The sequence below is a fragment of the Lysinibacillus sp. GW821-FHT14F06 genome (assembly GCF_058803665.1).
Window position 1 is genome coordinate 44,311 of record NZ_JBXAPF010000004.1, and the last position, 15,232, is coordinate 59,542.

Annotated in this window: 18 protein-coding genes; 11 read left to right on the forward strand and 7 right to left on the reverse strand. The window is 32.8% G+C overall.

The window, feature by feature from the left end:
* The first annotated feature begins 85 nt into the window (after window positions 1-85).
* Both AC1RNS_RS05160 and AC1RNS_RS05165 read left to right on the forward strand, forming a co-directional pair.
* Window positions 86-265 carry a hypothetical protein gene (locus tag AC1RNS_RS05160; RefSeq protein ID WP_492991261.1) on the forward strand — a complete coding sequence of 60 codons (180 nt, stop codon included), beginning with the start codon at window positions 86-88 and terminating at the stop codon, window positions 263-265.
* A gap of 187 nt (window positions 266-452) precedes the next feature.
* Entirely contained in the window at window positions 453-746 is a 294-nt protein-coding gene (locus AC1RNS_RS05165; RefSeq protein WP_492991262.1) for a 3-isopropylmalate dehydrogenase, read from the forward strand.
* A gap of 243 nt (window positions 747-989) precedes the next feature.
* Here AC1RNS_RS05165 and speD read toward each other — a convergent pair whose 3' ends face one another.
* Entirely contained in the window at window positions 990-2,495 is a 1,506-nt protein-coding gene (gene speD / locus AC1RNS_RS05170; protein WP_492991263.1) for an adenosylmethionine decarboxylase, read from the reverse strand.
* A gap of 430 nt (window positions 2,496-2,925) precedes the next feature.
* Between speD and AC1RNS_RS05175 the strand changes: the two genes are divergently transcribed.
* Window positions 2,926-3,483: a GNAT family N-acetyltransferase gene (locus tag AC1RNS_RS05175; protein WP_492991265.1), complete on the forward strand. Its 558-nt coding sequence runs from the start codon at window positions 2,926-2,928 to the stop codon at window positions 3,481-3,483.
* A 189-nt stretch (window positions 3,484-3,672) separates the two neighbouring features.
* On the opposite strand, the gene AC1RNS_RS05180 is transcribed toward AC1RNS_RS05175, so the two are convergent.
* The gene (locus AC1RNS_RS05180) at window positions 3,673-3,789 is read right to left on the reverse strand and encodes a YjcZ family sporulation protein (RefSeq protein WP_492991267.1); all 117 of its coding nucleotides are present in this window, start codon (window positions 3,787-3,789) and stop codon (window positions 3,673-3,675) included.
* A 471-nt stretch (window positions 3,790-4,260) separates the two neighbouring features.
* Between AC1RNS_RS05180 and AC1RNS_RS05185 the strand changes: the two genes are divergently transcribed.
* From AC1RNS_RS05185 to AC1RNS_RS05215, 7 genes are all read left to right on the forward strand, one after another.
* Window positions 4,261-4,887, forward strand: a complete 627-nt coding sequence (locus AC1RNS_RS05185; protein WP_492991268.1) for a DUF3885 domain-containing protein — start codon at window positions 4,261-4,263, stop codon at window positions 4,885-4,887.
* Window positions 4,888-5,046: 159 nt separating this feature from the next.
* The gene (locus AC1RNS_RS05190; RefSeq protein WP_492991440.1) at window positions 5,047-5,277 is read left to right on the forward strand and encodes a DUF8617 domain-containing protein; all 231 of its coding nucleotides are present in this window, start codon (window positions 5,047-5,049) and stop codon (window positions 5,275-5,277) included.
* Between the two features lie 403 nt (window positions 5,278-5,680).
* Window positions 5,681-6,826 carry a hypothetical protein gene (locus tag AC1RNS_RS05195; protein WP_492991270.1) on the forward strand — a complete coding sequence of 382 codons (1,146 nt, stop codon included), beginning with the start codon at window positions 5,681-5,683 and terminating at the stop codon, window positions 6,824-6,826.
* 491 nt (window positions 6,827-7,317) lie between these two features.
* Window positions 7,318-7,947 (forward strand): hypothetical protein, encoded by a 630-nt coding sequence (locus tag AC1RNS_RS05200; RefSeq protein WP_492991272.1) that lies wholly within the window; start codon window positions 7,318-7,320, stop codon window positions 7,945-7,947.
* Between the two features lie 200 nt (window positions 7,948-8,147).
* Window positions 8,148-8,456, forward strand: a complete 309-nt coding sequence (locus tag AC1RNS_RS05205; protein ID WP_492991274.1) for a hypothetical protein — start codon at window positions 8,148-8,150, stop codon at window positions 8,454-8,456.
* Complete coding sequence (locus AC1RNS_RS05210; RefSeq protein ID WP_492991275.1) at window positions 8,425-9,417, forward strand: hypothetical protein; 993 nt, start codon at window positions 8,425-8,427, stop codon at window positions 9,415-9,417. Before AC1RNS_RS05205 ends, AC1RNS_RS05210 begins: the two co-directional genes overlap by 32 nt.
* Window positions 9,418-9,739: 322 nt before the next feature.
* The gene (locus AC1RNS_RS05215) at window positions 9,740-9,946 is read left to right on the forward strand and encodes a hypothetical protein (protein ID WP_492991277.1); all 207 of its coding nucleotides are present in this window, start codon (window positions 9,740-9,742) and stop codon (window positions 9,944-9,946) included.
* A gap of 416 nt (window positions 9,947-10,362) precedes the next feature.
* Here the strand turns inward: AC1RNS_RS05215 and AC1RNS_RS05220 are convergent, their stop codons facing one another.
* The gene (locus AC1RNS_RS05220; protein WP_492991278.1) at window positions 10,363-10,785 is read right to left on the reverse strand and encodes a hypothetical protein; all 423 of its coding nucleotides are present in this window, start codon (window positions 10,783-10,785) and stop codon (window positions 10,363-10,365) included.
* A gap of 359 nt (window positions 10,786-11,144) precedes the next feature.
* Here AC1RNS_RS05220 and AC1RNS_RS05225 point away from each other — a divergent pair, with 359 nt between their 5' ends.
* The gene (locus tag AC1RNS_RS05225) at window positions 11,145-11,588 is read left to right on the forward strand and encodes a hypothetical protein (RefSeq protein WP_492991280.1); all 444 of its coding nucleotides are present in this window, start codon (window positions 11,145-11,147) and stop codon (window positions 11,586-11,588) included.
* Between the two features lie 311 nt (window positions 11,589-11,899).
* Here AC1RNS_RS05225 and AC1RNS_RS05230 read toward each other — a convergent pair whose 3' ends face one another.
* The 4 genes from AC1RNS_RS05230 to AC1RNS_RS05245 all read right to left on the reverse strand — a co-directional run bounded on the left by AC1RNS_RS05230 (window position 11,900) and on the right by AC1RNS_RS05245 (window position 15,178).
* Window positions 11,900-12,235 carry a hypothetical protein gene (locus tag AC1RNS_RS05230; protein WP_492991282.1) on the reverse strand — a complete coding sequence of 112 codons (336 nt, stop codon included), beginning with the start codon at window positions 12,233-12,235 and terminating at the stop codon, window positions 11,900-11,902.
* A gap of 44 nt (window positions 12,236-12,279) precedes the next feature.
* Window positions 12,280-13,038, reverse strand: a complete 759-nt coding sequence (locus AC1RNS_RS05235) for an MBL fold metallo-hydrolase (protein WP_492991284.1) — start codon at window positions 13,036-13,038, stop codon at window positions 12,280-12,282.
* 441 nt (window positions 13,039-13,479) lie between these two features.
* Window positions 13,480-14,445 (reverse strand): S66 family peptidase, encoded by a 966-nt coding sequence (locus AC1RNS_RS05240; protein ID WP_492991285.1) that lies wholly within the window; start codon window positions 14,443-14,445, stop codon window positions 13,480-13,482.
* Entirely contained in the window at window positions 14,414-15,178 is a 765-nt protein-coding gene (locus tag AC1RNS_RS05245; protein WP_492991286.1) for an HAD-IIB family hydrolase, read from the reverse strand. The genes AC1RNS_RS05240 and AC1RNS_RS05245 overlap by 32 nt, the downstream gene beginning before the upstream one ends.
* Window positions 15,179-15,232: the final 54 nt, after the last annotated feature.

Sequence of the window (15,232 nt, forward strand, 5' to 3'; positions counted from 1 at the left end):
AACTTGCTCCAATTATTTGTATGTCCCGTGGAACAAGGAATATATAGTGACTAAGCGAGTAGTATTTGGATGGGGGATAATGAAAATGAGAAAAAATTTAGGACTTGTATCTATTATTATTTTTATAGTGACTATTCTTATTATGAAATTTTTTATGGTAGGAAAAGTTTCTGGTAGGGTAGGAACAAACTTTTTATTAGCTGGTGTAGGAGTCTCCATTTTATTAGCGATATTTAGTGAAAAAGGAAGAATGAAAACAATCTAGTTAAGCTTATATAGTCTACTAATTGTTGGTTTTATAGCAACGGGGATCCTTTTTGGTGTCGCACATATGTAATAAAGTGGTTGCTTTATTTTCGTTTATGATAGCTGTTCTATACTTCCTTTTGCTATTTATCGAGGTGCTTTAGTAAAAGGAATGGATAAAGATTGAATGGAAAAGAGGGAGTTAAATGAATAGTTTTTTCTTAATATTAATGGTCTTTTTTATCATTTTTGCAAATATTATTGGATTTATATACTTCAAAAAAAAGAAAAGTTTATATATTGCTTCTTTCACAATATTTATATTAGCAGGTGTATTTGGTGGAATAGGAGTTATGCTAGCACTATTTATTATTCGTGATGCCTTTGCAGTATTCTATGGGTTGAATCTTGCCTATTATTTGCTAATAAATAGTGTCATTGTTTTTTTTATTGCAATTTTAGCAACTGTAATAAAAAAATATAGCAACAGTAAAATGTGATTTATGATTATAATGAACAAACTATGTCTAACTTTTACGGGTCACTTCATGATGGGCGTTCTTAAAGTTTGTTTCAATAGAAAAGAGGCGACTTCAAGCGACCAACATCAAAGATGATCCCTATTCAATATAGGAATCATCTTCTAGGTGCTTAATCTCTTTTTTATTGTGTCCTTGACATGGGTAACATATTAAACAACTTGTTTTTTCTTTTGCATTTTAAGGGTTTTTTTACCGATTTTTTTATTTACCTCGATGTACGTAATGCTGTGTGACATTTCCTGCATTAAATTGCTCAGTAATATATTGTACAGCCTCTTGTAAAGCTAATTTACTGTTACAAGTGAAAACATCTATTGCCGCGTAACCAAATTCTGGCCATGTATGAATTGTCAAATGCGATTCTTGAATAATGACTACACCACTAACTCCATAAGGTGAAAAGTGATGGAAATGTTCGGTTACAATTGTTGCCTTTGCTTTGTGGGCAGTTTGACACATAATTGTTTTAATTTTTTGCACGTCATTAAGTAATGCAACGTCACAATCATGCAACTCTAATAAAATATGATGACCTAATGCATGCTGGGACTGTGTTTTTTGTACTATTCTCTTTATTTGTGAAAACTTTTTATTTTTGCAGCTTGGACACCCACTGGAATGGAGCTGAGTAATCGTAATGTATTCATTGCCAGCTCCGACTGTAAGTGAGTTCTTACAATGATTACACTGATAAACAACAGATTTCCGCTCAACTTCTCCTGTGTAAATTGGTCGCATAAATTTACGCTGATTAGGAATATAGGAAATCATTTGGTCTGTTGTTTGTAATACGAATAACTGACTTGTAGCGCCTAAAATCTGTGCACCTTCATAGTTGTTTATGTCGTAATGAATATTATTAATCACAAAGCCCATAGCATGTAAGCTTTGCTGTAGCTCCCACTGCTTTTGATAGCTGCGTTTGGCGTAGGAAAAAAACACATGTCGCATTGCTTCAGGCTTTAGTGCATTAATTGCGCGTGATAAAAAGAGCTGTGCGCCAATCAAGGTATACGGTGTGTCTGTGTATACGCAATCAAACTGATGGGCGTATGTTTTAGGCAAAGGCTCCTGAACGTTATAATAATCTGTTTTAATCGGAAGCTCATAATCTTTAGCTATTTTGCTAATCGTACTTAAAACTCGTCTATCAATATCTAATACAATAATTTTAGTTGTAGAATGTGGAGCGATTTTTTTAAGTAAAAATGCTAATGCAATACTGATGAAATCATCATCTCCTAAACATAAAATGCGCTTATTAAGTAGCATCGTATAGTTTAGTGCGAGCAATGCACGTTTTAAGGCTGTCTCTACTGTACATTTGGCTTGATCTAGCGCTACGTCCGCTGTGGGTCTCGCATCATAAATCGTGCTTAACTCACTAATATTTTGTGCAATCCATTCAGTATGAAATGCATAATCTGTTGTTAATTGAAGGTAAAGTTCAGTATCAGCACCTGAGAGTTGAAAATACTGTGAGATAGCGAGTTGTCCCTTTTTCGTTAAACTATGTTTACCCCAGCCTTGCTTAGCAAATTCACTCTTCATTGCTGAAACGATAGGTATTGGTAAGTCTGTCATATAAGCTAAAGATTTAGTTGTACAATTTTTATGGAAATATAAAGCAAGTAATGCCTTTTCTAATGTATGATAATGTTCTTCAAGCCGCATATTAGTTGTAATTTGTTGTAATTGTTTTTGCATTGTAGATTCGTCCTCTCAATTTTAACTGGAATGAAATTAAAATTGTCTAAATCAACGAATAGAAAAAGCGCGACTAAAATTAGTCGCGCTAAATGTTTATACAAAGCTAACTAATTCTAATCTTACTTTTTTGCATAACAAATAACACCCGTTTAAAGGTGGTTTGTTCATCAAAAATAAGCTATAACGTTGATTTAGATTAGAATTCTACATTTAACAAAAAGTTCACCCTTTAATAAAATAGTATTATTACTATAAAATAGATATAGTATTTTGGCAAGTTATATATTGACAGATGAAGAAACAGGCATTAAAAATTAAAATAGATGATTGCTGAGACGTCAACATTACTAAATCACATCTAGGTATAGCTTTTTATATTGCATGAAGGCTTGGAATTTCATCTTTGAATTGCAAAGGGGAGTTTATTATGAATATAGAGTTCGAATTTAAAGATTTTCCTAAATTTGAAACAGAACGCTTTATCTTACGAAAAGGAATAATTGATGATTGCAAAGATATATTTGCGCTTTATTCTAATGAAAAAGTGGTTAAGTACCTTCCATTAAAACTATTTGATTCAGTTGAAGATGCAATAGATGAAATAAATTGGTATGAGAAAATTTTCAAAGAACAGATTGGCTTAAGATGGGTAATCGAAGAAACTAAGACCAAAAAAGTGATTGGAACATGTGGTTATTTAAATTATGAAAAAGAACATAACCGCATAGAAATTGGGTATGATTTGAACCCTGAATATTGGGGGAAGGGTATTATGAAAGAGGCTTTAAGTAACATAATCCATTTTGCCTTTACGTCGATGGGGATAAATAAAATCGAGGCAAAAATAGAACCAGAAAATACTTCATCTATAAGAGTGTTGGAAAAATTAAATTTTAGTCAAGAAGGAGTTTTGAGACAACATGAATTTGAAAAAGGGAAGTATGTTGATCTTGTCATCTTTTCAATATTGAAAAGTGAATATTAGAGGCTTAAGAAGAAGTCATGCTTACAATGAGTGATGGCTTTTTTTTATGTCTGAGAGGTTGAGTGTGATATTGAAAAAGGAAAAATATTAAAAGGGTCACACGGAGGATAGTGACCCCTAAATAACAATTTAAAAAAGGTAAGTTTGTATTATTTTCTTAGTTATGAGCTATAAAGGCAATGTTAGGTATTAATAATAGTTTGACATAAAACTAGCGCCGACAATAATCAGAAGGATGAATAAAACTACAATTAGCGCAAAGTTTGAACGAGAGCCGCCATAATTACTACCATAATCTTGAGACATAATAATTTCCCTCCTTTCTATAATCTATCATATGAATAGTCGTTAATAGGAATTGAGATAAATATACTACTTATTAAAAATAATATTCTAACTAAAAAAAGGTCACCCTTTCCACGTTCTGTATTGGGCTGTTTAGCCTGTTCAATGACTTCCTCAAAGTCTGCTTTAAATTCCTCAATCGTATAACCAGCTTCCAGTAATTCTTAGGTTATTAGTTCATTTTGAAATCCTCATTTAAATTAATATTGAATTTTGCTAGAAATATCAAAAAGAGCTTAATAGCCCTCCAACACAATAGTGTATGGTGGACCATTGTTAGATGATGGGGGAATGGGAAATGGCAATACTTACCCAAATGAAAGTAATATGAAGTATTATTAAACTAGCAGAGCAGTCTAGTTGAAGACTGGAGATCTCGAATTTACAGACAGGCAGGAGATTTTACAGAATTTATATAAGGGAGTAACTCCAATGAAGGAAAAAATATTGAAGTACGTAGAGAGCAATTTTCCTAATCTAACAAGTGAATTGCATCTAAGGTTCGAACTAGGTGAGCCATATGAAAACGGAACTGAGGATAGAATACATCAAGTTGTTACAAGAGTTACCACATTGTTTGAAGAAGTGTTCAAGCCAGATGATTTAATTTATGTTTATATAAAGGATTGGGAAGTAACAGGGGATGTTATGTTTGGAAATACCACTCCAGAACGCCTGTATGACTTATTAAGTAACCAAAATATAGAAGAGAAAAATTTATTCGATATAGATGAGGAGTATGATGAGGAAACAGCTCAAACAATAAAAGTAAAGAGTGAGTACAAAGTGAAATTTTTATACGCACAATTAGAGTCTATTCCCTACCAGGAAATACTTGAAGGTATAGGGAATTATGAACAAGGGAGAGAACCTTCTATTGGACAATCTGTGTACTTTATTAGTACTGATAAGCACATAATATTTCATATGTATGATGATAGAGGTTGCTTAATACATTCAAAGGATGCTGAGAAGTTGCTACCCTTGTATCATACATATAATAATTGGCTAGTTGATTATTGGCGTGATTACTTTGATAGCATTTTCAAGAAGGTATAATTTTTTTAATCCAACACTCCGTGAGTACTGAAATAGGGAGGGCTCAAGATGCATTTAAACAAAATGCTAAAGGAACATACTCTGATAAGCAACTTTCTGAGAAAGTAGAAATATAAATAGAAAAAGGAACAAATTTGGAGGAAACTAAATTTGGCTAGAATGAAATGTAAATGTGGAAAGATCTTATCTACTGTGCAAGCGCCGAATGATGTTCAACTTCGTGTTTATACAGATAAAGAATGGGAAGATATTATCAATATGGGTGATACTATAGACGTGTTCGCTATACCTTATCCTGAGAAAGAAGTTTGGAGATTTAATCATTGTGATAGGATTTTTGTTTTTAATGAAGATAATACAGTTGCTAAAGTTTATACAGTAGAAGAATAAATGCCAGACTTAATAAAATGAAATTATTAGACCACACTTAGATGAGCAATCAAATAATCAGATAGATATACGTGTATTGAAATTGGAAAATTAATAATGCACATTATTATACATATTTTATTATTTTTCCTATAATCAGTAAATTAGTTTTATAGATTATTAATTTTATAAGGGTGGGTCGGTGGTTAGTATTGAGTTATATTGTTTATTCAATTTTTACTTTTGTTGGACAAGGGTTCAGTGATTAAAATTACGAAGGCTACCAATTTGTAATTCAAAATACCGCATCGGATCAACATCTAAAGTCTGAAACTTAATTTCCAACAAAAAACCATGGACTGTTAAAATCGCTTTTTGATTCCATAATGGTATGTGAAACAAAGGAAGGAGGAAAGGATCTTATATGGGAAACCGGACATTTCTGAGCGTTACAAATGCCGATACAGATTCGGTCTATTATGAGAATACAGCTTTTGAGACAAATAATTTTCTCGCTCCAGTATGGTTTTGTCTGGTCAGCCAAGAGCAGTTCCAACGCTATAGCGGACAGATTATGCAAGCATGGAGCAAGATTCAACCCCATATGGACCAACCAGATGTGGAGGATCTACCAGAGTGGGAATGCTTTTCAGAGGCATTCCAATGGCAGATTCCATGGGCGGATGCTACAGAGCAGTTGCGCTTGAGCTTACCCGGCACACTGGCCCATTTCCCATCACTTGCCGTTCCTGTGCATGAGTGGCTAGAAACCTTAGAGACCCATGTACAGCGGTATTCTGCTGCTGTTATTCATCTGGAGCTTTCTCAATATTTCTTGTTTACGGGCGATCCCGTTCTCTATCTGAAAGACATTCAAGAATACGTTACCCTCTGGCAGTCGCCAGATCCCTCGCAGGAGAAGGTCTGGCAGGGAGCAGCCAATAACTGCTATATGCTGTATGGGGAGCATTTACCATGGAGGGAAAGTACGGAAGCTCAACCGGAGCAAGCTCTGGAAATTCAACCAGCACAGTCCATTCCTCCAGCATATGGGAAGCGCCAGCCCAAATGGCGGCAGGAGCTATACATATGGTTGCTTGCGATTCTGTCCGCAGCCCTCTTTCTTATTGTCTATGTCAATACCTCGAGTGGTTGGTTGGCGGTGCTCGGCTTCCTCAGCCCCTCACTGTTTATCGTTTTGTGGAATATGATTAGCGGTTCTAAAAAAAACGCCTGCCATCAGCTGGAGGCGGCCACAACCTTGAAGAGGAACAGGACCCCCTCTTATGCTGAGCTTAGGATTGAGTATTTCAATGGGTATTCACCTATTGGAGTGGATGGCATGGAAGCCGGCTTTTCAAAGGATAAATCATTACCGGATCTTATCCCATGGCTACAAATCATGCAAGCGAAGGTGCTTTCATCTCATGAGGTTGAGCTCATGATTTCTACTAAAAATCCACAAGACTCCACCTTACAACTTCATTTGAAGCTGGATGAACAGCTGGTAGCCAAGGATACCGTATCATCGGTTAATGCCATTGTGTTGGCTCATAAAATGTCCGTTTAACTGCAATGACTTCGACCTCAACCAAGAGGGCCTTTCTTACGGTATTGCACAGGCGGTTAAAGACGGTGTTATTCAGGAATCGCATTTGAAGGATTTACAGAATAGTACAGTGCCCACAGATTGTTTGCTTCGCTTGTATATTATGATTCAACAAAGACGAGGTAAGTAAATTAAGGTAAGACCGCATTCCACCACTTATGCAGGAAGCGGTTGTTTAATTTACTAATAATTGAAGAATAGAGGCTGGGTCGTAACTAATTTCTTAAATTAACAAAGCAATATAAAAGAAAACCCGAACTATTTAGAAACCCTAAATTAGAGTTTTGTAAATATTTCGGGTTTTTCATTGACTAAACCTTTCTGTACATTAATTTCGAATAGTAATTAAAATTTCATATTCTACCGTCGATAAAATTGTTTGGTGGATTTCAAAAACTATTATTAGTGCTGTCATTTTAGGGTTGTTAACACTTGTGGGTGGTTGACTTTGCATGAATACTGGTAAAAGCATATTTGCAATTCAATTGGAGAAAATAAACCTAAATGATTTAGGGGTGATAAATTTGAATAAAAACATATTTTTATTATTATTATTATTAATTTTTATATCCATTCATGAAACAGTAGTTGCAAAAACAAGTGATTCCCCACAACCTCTTGAAGAATTTCTTCCTAAAATAGGATATAAAACTGTAGCGTCTGCGTTAAAAGATTTTGAAGAACATTACAAAAAAGAACTTAAGCTGCCACTTAGAGTACCGCCAATAAGTTTTACTCATTATTTTGGAAGATTTAATAAGTTAGATGGCGATATGAATGGTGCATTTGAAATAACAATGATAAATGACCGACTCCCTCAAAATCATTTTAAAATTGATGTTCGTCCTATTCAGCATAAAATCCCCTTTGAAAAATATATTTCAGATGTATTTAAGTTGAAAGATGGAAGTAATGCAGTATATACAGACAATTCGAAATTTGGTTTTAATATGTTAGTCGTTGAAAGAGATAATTGGCAGTATGTGTTTAGTATTGATCAAGATGTTTCTGATAAAGTAACATCTGAAGAACTTATTGAGATAGCAAATTCTATTGATTATCCAAATAAAGGCAGCATGTGATGGAACTTAATTGATAAAAGTCAACCGACATAACTGATAAAAAAACCGACCAAATATGTAATAGAGTGAGCATAGACGTTGAAAATAGCTAATGGAAATAGTTATCCAAATGAAACTGATATAAGATATTATTAAACGAACAGTGCAGTTTAGTTAAAAGAAATCAATTCGAAACGAGGTAGAAAATGAGGAGCATCGTCATGTTGTTGTCAATAATAGTACCGATACTTATTTTAATCAGTTGTAATGAGAAAGATGAAGATTTGCTAGGACCTAGTGTGACATCAGAAGAAGCTGAGGAAATAGCTAAAAATAATTTTAAAATATCTACAATCAATAGTGTTGAATTAAGACACTTAAGCGAGAAGGAATTTGACAATATACCCGTTGCAGAAGCAAAAGATAGAACACCTGTTTATTTTGTAATTCAAGGAATAGATAAAAACAAAAAAGAGGTAATTGTATTCGTAAATTCAAATGAAAAAAGATTTAATTATATCAAATATTGAGTGGGTTGTTTCATTAAAGAGTGCGATTATTCAATTAGAGCAGTCACTTCTTGTGCTAAAGGTGTGGTTTAGCGCGATAAAGGATGATTTTGTAAAAGTTGTTATGGTAATATTATGGAAAACACAAGGGGCTAACTCAATGAATAAAAATTTCGGCAAATATAATATACCACTTACACTTCAAAAAATAATTAACTTTCAAAATGTTCTAGCTGACCCTGAACAAGTTTATCTTGGACTTCATTTTTATCTTTCTCTTGAGAACTTTAGATATTTTAATACACCTAGTGATGTAGTCGTATTTGGAAATATTGGCGTAGACGGTATTCATTTTGGATTCCTCACGGATTATAGTTCTATAACTGATCTTGAGTTGGCACCAATTGTTTGCATTTGTCCTATGGATTTTGAACGTCCAACTCGTATAGTTGCTAACAATCTACGTGAATTTTTAAGAGTAAATATGACTGATAAAGAGTTGTTTTACAACCAGTTTGAAAGTGAAGAGAATTATTCTGCAGTTAAAAAAAGATGGGCTGAAGAAGCTCTATATCAACTTTCTGAAAATGATAAATTAGTTAAAGAGAAAGTTACAAAGTTATTTTTAGAGAAACTACTGTTACCTATTATTGACAACCCATATCTATATGTTAGAAGCATTGAATTGGATAGGCAAAGTAAAGTAAGTATTCAAACGCAGGATGGATTGGGCATTACAACTCCACTTCTTCCAGGTGAAAAGCAAACACTATTCCAGATTCAACCGCACACAGAACCCAATTTGGAGCTATTGAAGAAATACCTTTATTCTGCACCAGTTGCCTCACGACTTGCGTTATTTAGGGATATTCAGCTTAATTATGTATTGCATGACCATCTAGAGCTACATGAGATAGTAGTGAAGGCAATGATTAATATGGGACTTACTGATGAAGCCAGACGATTATCTGAAGATATTTAAAAAAGCCATCTTGATATTGATTATTTTGAACATGCGCTTTAACGATCAGTGAAAATCCTGTTAATAATGGGAAATGAAGCCCCTTTATTTTAATTTTTAATACTAAATATTTGTGTAAAGTTATTACGGTTTTTAATTACCATTGAATTGTAAGTTGTGGTAATGATAGGATATAAGTGAACTATGAAAATATTTGCTATAGCTATTTAAACAATGAGATGGTTATGTGAATGTTTCGAAATCTAGTTTATGAACTAAAGGTTAATATTATCGCAAAGTATTAATAGCTCTAAAATCTAAACAGCTAAGGAGGGTTTAACTAATGAAGTTATTAGATAATAATTTTTTTATTTTTATTTTGGCTTTTGTAATTGCTATAGCGTTTGTCAACCAGCCTGTGGTTAGTGATTTTAAAGGTATAATTTATATTTCCACATATATTATTATTTTAAATTTAGCTGGATTCGCTACAATAAAATTTTTATTTAAAATCTATGATTTAGCTATTTTAAAATTAAGTAAGAACTGAAGTTTATTATTTATCTGTCTCTAAGTGACATCAAAAATATAGACACTGTTTCACTAGGCGGTTGCTCAAATGAGTTCGGTATTCTGCGCAACATCCCAAAAGTTAGAGTTAAAAGTCTATCTTTTGGGGTGTTTTCTTTAAGGAAGATATAGGGAGGTGTAAGAGAATATTTAAAAGGAGTCCGTCAAATAATTTAAGATAGAAGACTATGTATTTAAATTGATATTATTAGTGGCAGTTCTTGGGGCTGAACCCAATGTCACATACAACAAAAAATAGATGGAGGTAGGTCACTGGCGATATATGTATGTGTGACTTTAAGCAATACGATTGTTGTGAATATGTATTTGACTATCTTAATAATCTTGAAATAAAATAGTAAAATTACTGCTATAGTCTAGTTTTGCTTTCAGCTTTTATATAAACAATGTAAATTTCTTTTGAACACTATTTACGTTCTCTTCAATTTTTGACTCATTAACACCAAGTTCTGTAAGGATCTTTTTTAGCCCCTGGGGACCTTCACCTTGATAACCAGAAGAAAATCCACCCTTTACAATTATTCGCCCATTTACTCCATTGAAAGCAGTTTCATAACCATATATTTCATTTATATATCGATGATCAATAGATTTAATTTTCCCTATTAATTCAATTGTTTTTCTAACAGCAGTTATAGCGTCTTTTGTATGGACATCTTCAATCGTGATATTCATAGTATTTTTCCTTTCAGACAAATCTAGTTTAATCTTGTTAAAAGCATATTCATAAGCATTTTTAATCTCTTCGATATTATATTTTTTATTGAATAATGCAGTGCTTTTTTCTACAGTAACCAACGACTATCTACCTCTTCTTAAGATAATATTTCCTTTTCATGGATATAAATGTATCACATTATTTTATAATAAAAAATAGACGATTAGCTTATATTTTTAATCCACAATAAAGACTATATTCTTAACTCATTATAATCCAAAGGTTACAGAAGAGTATAAAAAAATGATCAAAAGCAATAAGGTGGTAATTTATAATAAAAAATCATCAGAGAAGGCATTTGCGATAGTCAAGTCATTATAGGGCTATGATTATTTTTTTCGTAATTTATATTCATACTGGAGTTCCAAATTTAACAAGATGAAAAAATTGCATCATTAATTAAACGATTCAGTTCAAAAGAGGAAGGAGTTGTTAGAGTGTGAGATTAGTTAATACCTATCTATCTGAACAAAAATTAAACAAACAGGATATTGAAGTAATTTATAACTTATTTGTGAAACAATATACTGAAGAAATTGAAGTGTTTCACTATAAATATGATGATCGTAAATATTATGAAACTGATTTTGATGTGATTGGCATAGAATTTCAAAAGGATAATATTTTTAAAGAAATTGATAAGTTGATTAAACTTCACGAAAAAGTAGTTCAATCAATTAATCAAAAAGTAGAAATCATCGTTGCAAATGATGATACAGATTCGGAAATCCGAGTATTTGAAAATAATTGTAACGATGTATCTGGAGTTGGATTATTTATTACTAGGAGAAAAATCGAAGAACTTGAACCCTATTATATTTCTGATATTTGCAGGGCATATTTGAATTTTAAAAATGTTAGTTTCGGTGTTATTTTCGAATAGCTTAGAATTATTTAGATATGCCTATTAAAAAGGATCATAGAAATAGAACCTTGATAGACCAATTAATTAACATAGAGACTATTTCTTTACTTGGAAATGATGAAGTGCTTAGGTCTATTGAAAAAGCCACCAAAATAAAATTTACGAATTGAAAATTAGTATAGCTGGAACGTAAAATTTTAAATAGGCAGAGTATGTCAGATATTTATTAGGAGCTTCAAAAATTTTCATAGTGTTAAATTATATAAAGACCACGCCGCGATGGTCTTTATTGTTGTTTATGTAACGAAAAAGGGACCAACATCTAAATTCTATGGACCACAAATTGAGAAACATGTGTGTTCCTCAAAATTTTTTTGTACCCATTTATCTATTTTATTAAAAAATCGGATGACGTTGAGATCTACTGCATGAAAAAAAGAACACTTTAAAGTGACTTGACTCCATTGCTCAGAAGTAACGGAATTTGGACCATAGTAATTAAAATTGGGTAAAACTTCTGCTACAGGTATAAGTAAAAAAGCAAAGGCTTCCTCTGTTAGAAAAATAGAAGATTCATGCCAGTGTACATGTTTAAAGTCGCCTTGCATAAATTCAAAAACATCACTTTTTCCATGTAAATTTTCTAATGTATATATTTTTATCATTTTTTCTCCATCTTAATCTCTATGATACGAATAATTAGAGACGATTAAAAGGAAATAATTTCACCGTCTTGAGGAATTAATACAGAATCGCACAGATTGTGATCTTTAAGGAATACTGAAAGTTGTTTTCGAGTCAATTTGCAGTGGTTAATAGTTTCTAAATGTACTGCAAGCAGCTTAGTTTTGGGAGATACATAAGCAATACGTGCGATATCTTCACGTGTCATTGTAATAACAGTTCCCCATATCATTTCAGCCTCTGACGCATTCAATAGAGCGATATCGGGCGAGTAGTCTTGAAAAGTCTTTTCAATATCTGGTGTATAAATACAATCACCTACGATATAAATGGAACCCTCCGCCAAAGTATTCAGATAAAAACCAGAGACTACCCCAAGTATCTTACCAGTAAGGCCAGGTGCATGTGGACCCTCAATTCTTCTTATTTTAATTCCTTCCCATTCATAAAAATCATTTATTGAGATTATTTTCGTGAATCCAGCTTTTTGAACAGAGGGTTTGTCTCTAGGGCTGCAAATTATAGGGATATTTTTATCTAAGATAGCTATAGATTTTTTATCCCAATGATCAAAATGGCGATGAGTTAGAAGTATAGCGTCCACATTTTCAAAAATGTGAAATGAAACAGTTAGTGAGGTTAACGGATTTCTACGATAATTCCTAGTAAAAGGAACAGGCGAAAGCTCGCCAACTTCACTTAGCATGGGATCAACCAGTATACGTTTTCCGTTTATTCCAATAATTGATGTAGCATGTCGAATATGTTGTACTGAAATAGCCATGTAATGTTTCTCCCTTAAATAATTTAATGATTTCTTTTCAAAGATATAGGAATGTAGTATTAAATTTCAAGTGAAAAGCAATCAAATAGAAAAATAAACAATCGCAAATCGTACATTAAAATGTGAGTACCTGTTCTATAATTAGGTAAAGGATGTGATGTTCTTCCAAATTGATAGTTCAATATTATAAAAAGATTAGGAGAGTGGTGCTATTATGATTATTTTAAAAAGCGAACGCTTATACCTAAGACAATATAGAAAAGAGGACATAGATCCCTTCCACTTCATTCTATTTTTTCTGAAACAATTATTAGTAATAATGAAGGTGAAGGCTTCGGAAGGTTAGATAAAGATAATGCTCAAAAATTTCAAAACAATTAACCTTAAATGCTGTGACCTCCTATAAATTTTATTGGATAGGAGGTCATTGCTTTTCCTTGATTAAAAACTAATTAGCTTTAATTTAAAATCTTGTGTATCGATACTGATAGTGCCCCCGATAGGTAATGTCATAATAGGCTGTGTATGACCAAAATCCAAATCATATATAACAGGAATGTTTTTTAATTGTGGGTGCTTATCTAAAATAAAATGAAGTTGTTCTTCTGTCATGTTGGACACTTTTTGAAAACGCCCAATTAATAAACCTTTTATGCCTTCGCTAACTTGCAATAAAGAGGTTAAATCTCTTGCGAACAGTTCAGGTATTATTAATTCATCATCTTCCACATATAAAATGCAATCTTTTAAATGAGGCATGTACTCTGTTCCATGCAATAAATTAAGTGTACATAGATTTCCGCCAAATAGCGTTCCTGTAGTACTTCCTTTTGAATAAATTTTCCATTTTGTTTCTTCGTAAACACGATTTTCTTGGTCTAAAAACCATAAATCATCGCTCCATTTTGCTGATGGCTGTAATAAGTATGACTCTTCGTTCATCAAACAATTTTTAAAGAAGGTCGTTTGATAATCTTGTAACCCTGTCATTTGAAAACTTGAAAAGTGTGGGCCTGAATATGTGATAAAATTACATTTCGCTGTAATGGCATTTGCAAGTGCCGTAATATCACTAAAACCGCATAGTATTTTTGGATTTGCTTTTAGTAATTCATAATCTATATATGGAAGTAATTCATTACTATTAAAACCACCAATTACCGTCAAAATTCCCTTTACATTTTTATCTGAAAAAGCATCATGCAGATCCTCAATGCGTTGTTCAATTGAGGAAGAACTTTGTAGATCACAGACTTCAACATGCTTTCCAAAGGTCACTTTTAATCCTAATTGTTCAAGACGCTTCTTTGCTAACTGGATACCATCCTCAGATATTATTTTTATGCTGCGACTAGGTGCAATAACTCGAATTTCATCACCGTGCTTTAATTTCATTGGTATTCTCATCGTTACGTTCCTCCAGATTTTTTATGATTTTTCTAATTGTAGCAGGAATTTCTGCTCTATTAATCGTTTCAGTAGCATAGCGTTGGACATCATGATTTCCAATGCAAACACTATGAATGGCATGTTCAAATAAACATTGATCATTACTGTCATTTCCAAACGCAATAAATTCATCAATCTTTAATTTATGAAGCCCCTTCACTTTATTCACACCAAGTGGACTAATATCAATTGCATGTTCATTTTTATATGCTACAACTGAAACAGGTAATTTTAATACCTCCTGTAGCACCTCTTGTGTTGGGTGAAACAGGATTAGCTTGCATATTTGTTGCAATTCAGCAATATCGCGATTCTTTGCACTTGTTTTATCGATATTTATGTAAACCGGGTGCTCAGTATCTCCTGTAAACGCATAATCCCAATCACTATCAGCTAAATAAGTTAATTGATTTGAGCGAATACAAGCGAATAGCTGTTGTAAAATATCAATTTTAAAATATTCCACTTGAATTTTCCCACGTTCAAATGTAAATGCTCCATTTCCACCAACCATGGACATTTGTCGAAATTGCTCAGGTAAGACTGGTAGTAGATCACGAATGGGTCTTGCAGAGGCAAAGACAATTTCATGCTTAGCTTTTAACAACTCATTGAAGACTTCACAAATAGTCTCATCAATTGTTTTTCCATCGAAACAAATCGTTCCATCAATATCAAATACAAATTTCATATTATCAGCTCCTAGTTCGAGTATAATGTATAGTAAAATTATTTTGAAGGACAG

Excerpts from the sequence above, each read along its gene's own strand:
- AC1RNS_RS05240 (WP_492991285.1), bottom strand. The coding sequence starts at position 14,445 with ATGAGAATACCAATGAAATTAAAGCACGGTGATGAAATTCGAGTTATT.
- AC1RNS_RS05160 (WP_492991261.1), top strand. The coding sequence starts at position 86 with ATGAGAAAAAATTTAGGACTTGTATCTATTATTATTTTTATAGTGACT.
- AC1RNS_RS05200 (WP_492991272.1), top strand. The coding sequence starts at position 7,318 with ATGAATACTGGTAAAAGCATATTTGCAATTCAATTGGAGAAAATAAAC.
- AC1RNS_RS05190 (WP_492991440.1), top strand. The coding sequence starts at position 5,047 with ATGAAATGTAAATGTGGAAAGATCTTATCTACTGTGCAAGCGCCGAAT.
- speD (WP_492991263.1), bottom strand. The coding sequence starts at position 2,495 with ATGCAAAAACAATTACAACAAATTACAACTAATATGCGGCTTGAAGAA.
- AC1RNS_RS05175 (WP_492991265.1), top strand. The coding sequence starts at position 2,926 with ATGAATATAGAGTTCGAATTTAAAGATTTTCCTAAATTTGAAACAGAA.
- AC1RNS_RS05205 (WP_492991274.1), top strand. The coding sequence starts at position 8,148 with ATGTTGTTGTCAATAATAGTACCGATACTTATTTTAATCAGTTGTAAT.
- AC1RNS_RS05185 (WP_492991268.1), top strand. The coding sequence starts at position 4,261 with ATGAAGGAAAAAATATTGAAGTACGTAGAGAGCAATTTTCCTAATCTA.
- AC1RNS_RS05230 (WP_492991282.1), bottom strand. The coding sequence starts at position 12,235 with ATGATAAAAATATATACATTAGAAAATTTACATGGAAAAAGTGATGTT.
- AC1RNS_RS05195 (WP_492991270.1), top strand. The coding sequence starts at position 5,681 with ATGGGAAACCGGACATTTCTGAGCGTTACAAATGCCGATACAGATTCG.
- AC1RNS_RS05210 (WP_492991275.1), top strand. The coding sequence starts at position 8,425 with ATGAAAAAAGATTTAATTATATCAAATATTGAGTGGGTTGTTTCATTA.
- AC1RNS_RS05165 (WP_492991262.1), top strand. The coding sequence starts at position 453 with ATGAATAGTTTTTTCTTAATATTAATGGTCTTTTTTATCATTTTTGCA.
- AC1RNS_RS05235 (WP_492991284.1), bottom strand. The coding sequence starts at position 13,038 with ATGGCTATTTCAGTACAACATATTCGACATGCTACATCAATTATTGGA.
- AC1RNS_RS05245 (WP_492991286.1), bottom strand. The coding sequence starts at position 15,178 with ATGAAATTTGTATTTGATATTGATGGAACGATTTGTTTCGATGGAAAA.
- AC1RNS_RS05180 (WP_492991267.1), bottom strand. The coding sequence starts at position 3,789 with ATGTCTCAAGATTATGGTAGTAATTATGGCGGCTCTCGTTCAAACTTT.
- AC1RNS_RS05215 (WP_492991277.1), top strand. The coding sequence starts at position 9,740 with ATGAAGTTATTAGATAATAATTTTTTTATTTTTATTTTGGCTTTTGTA.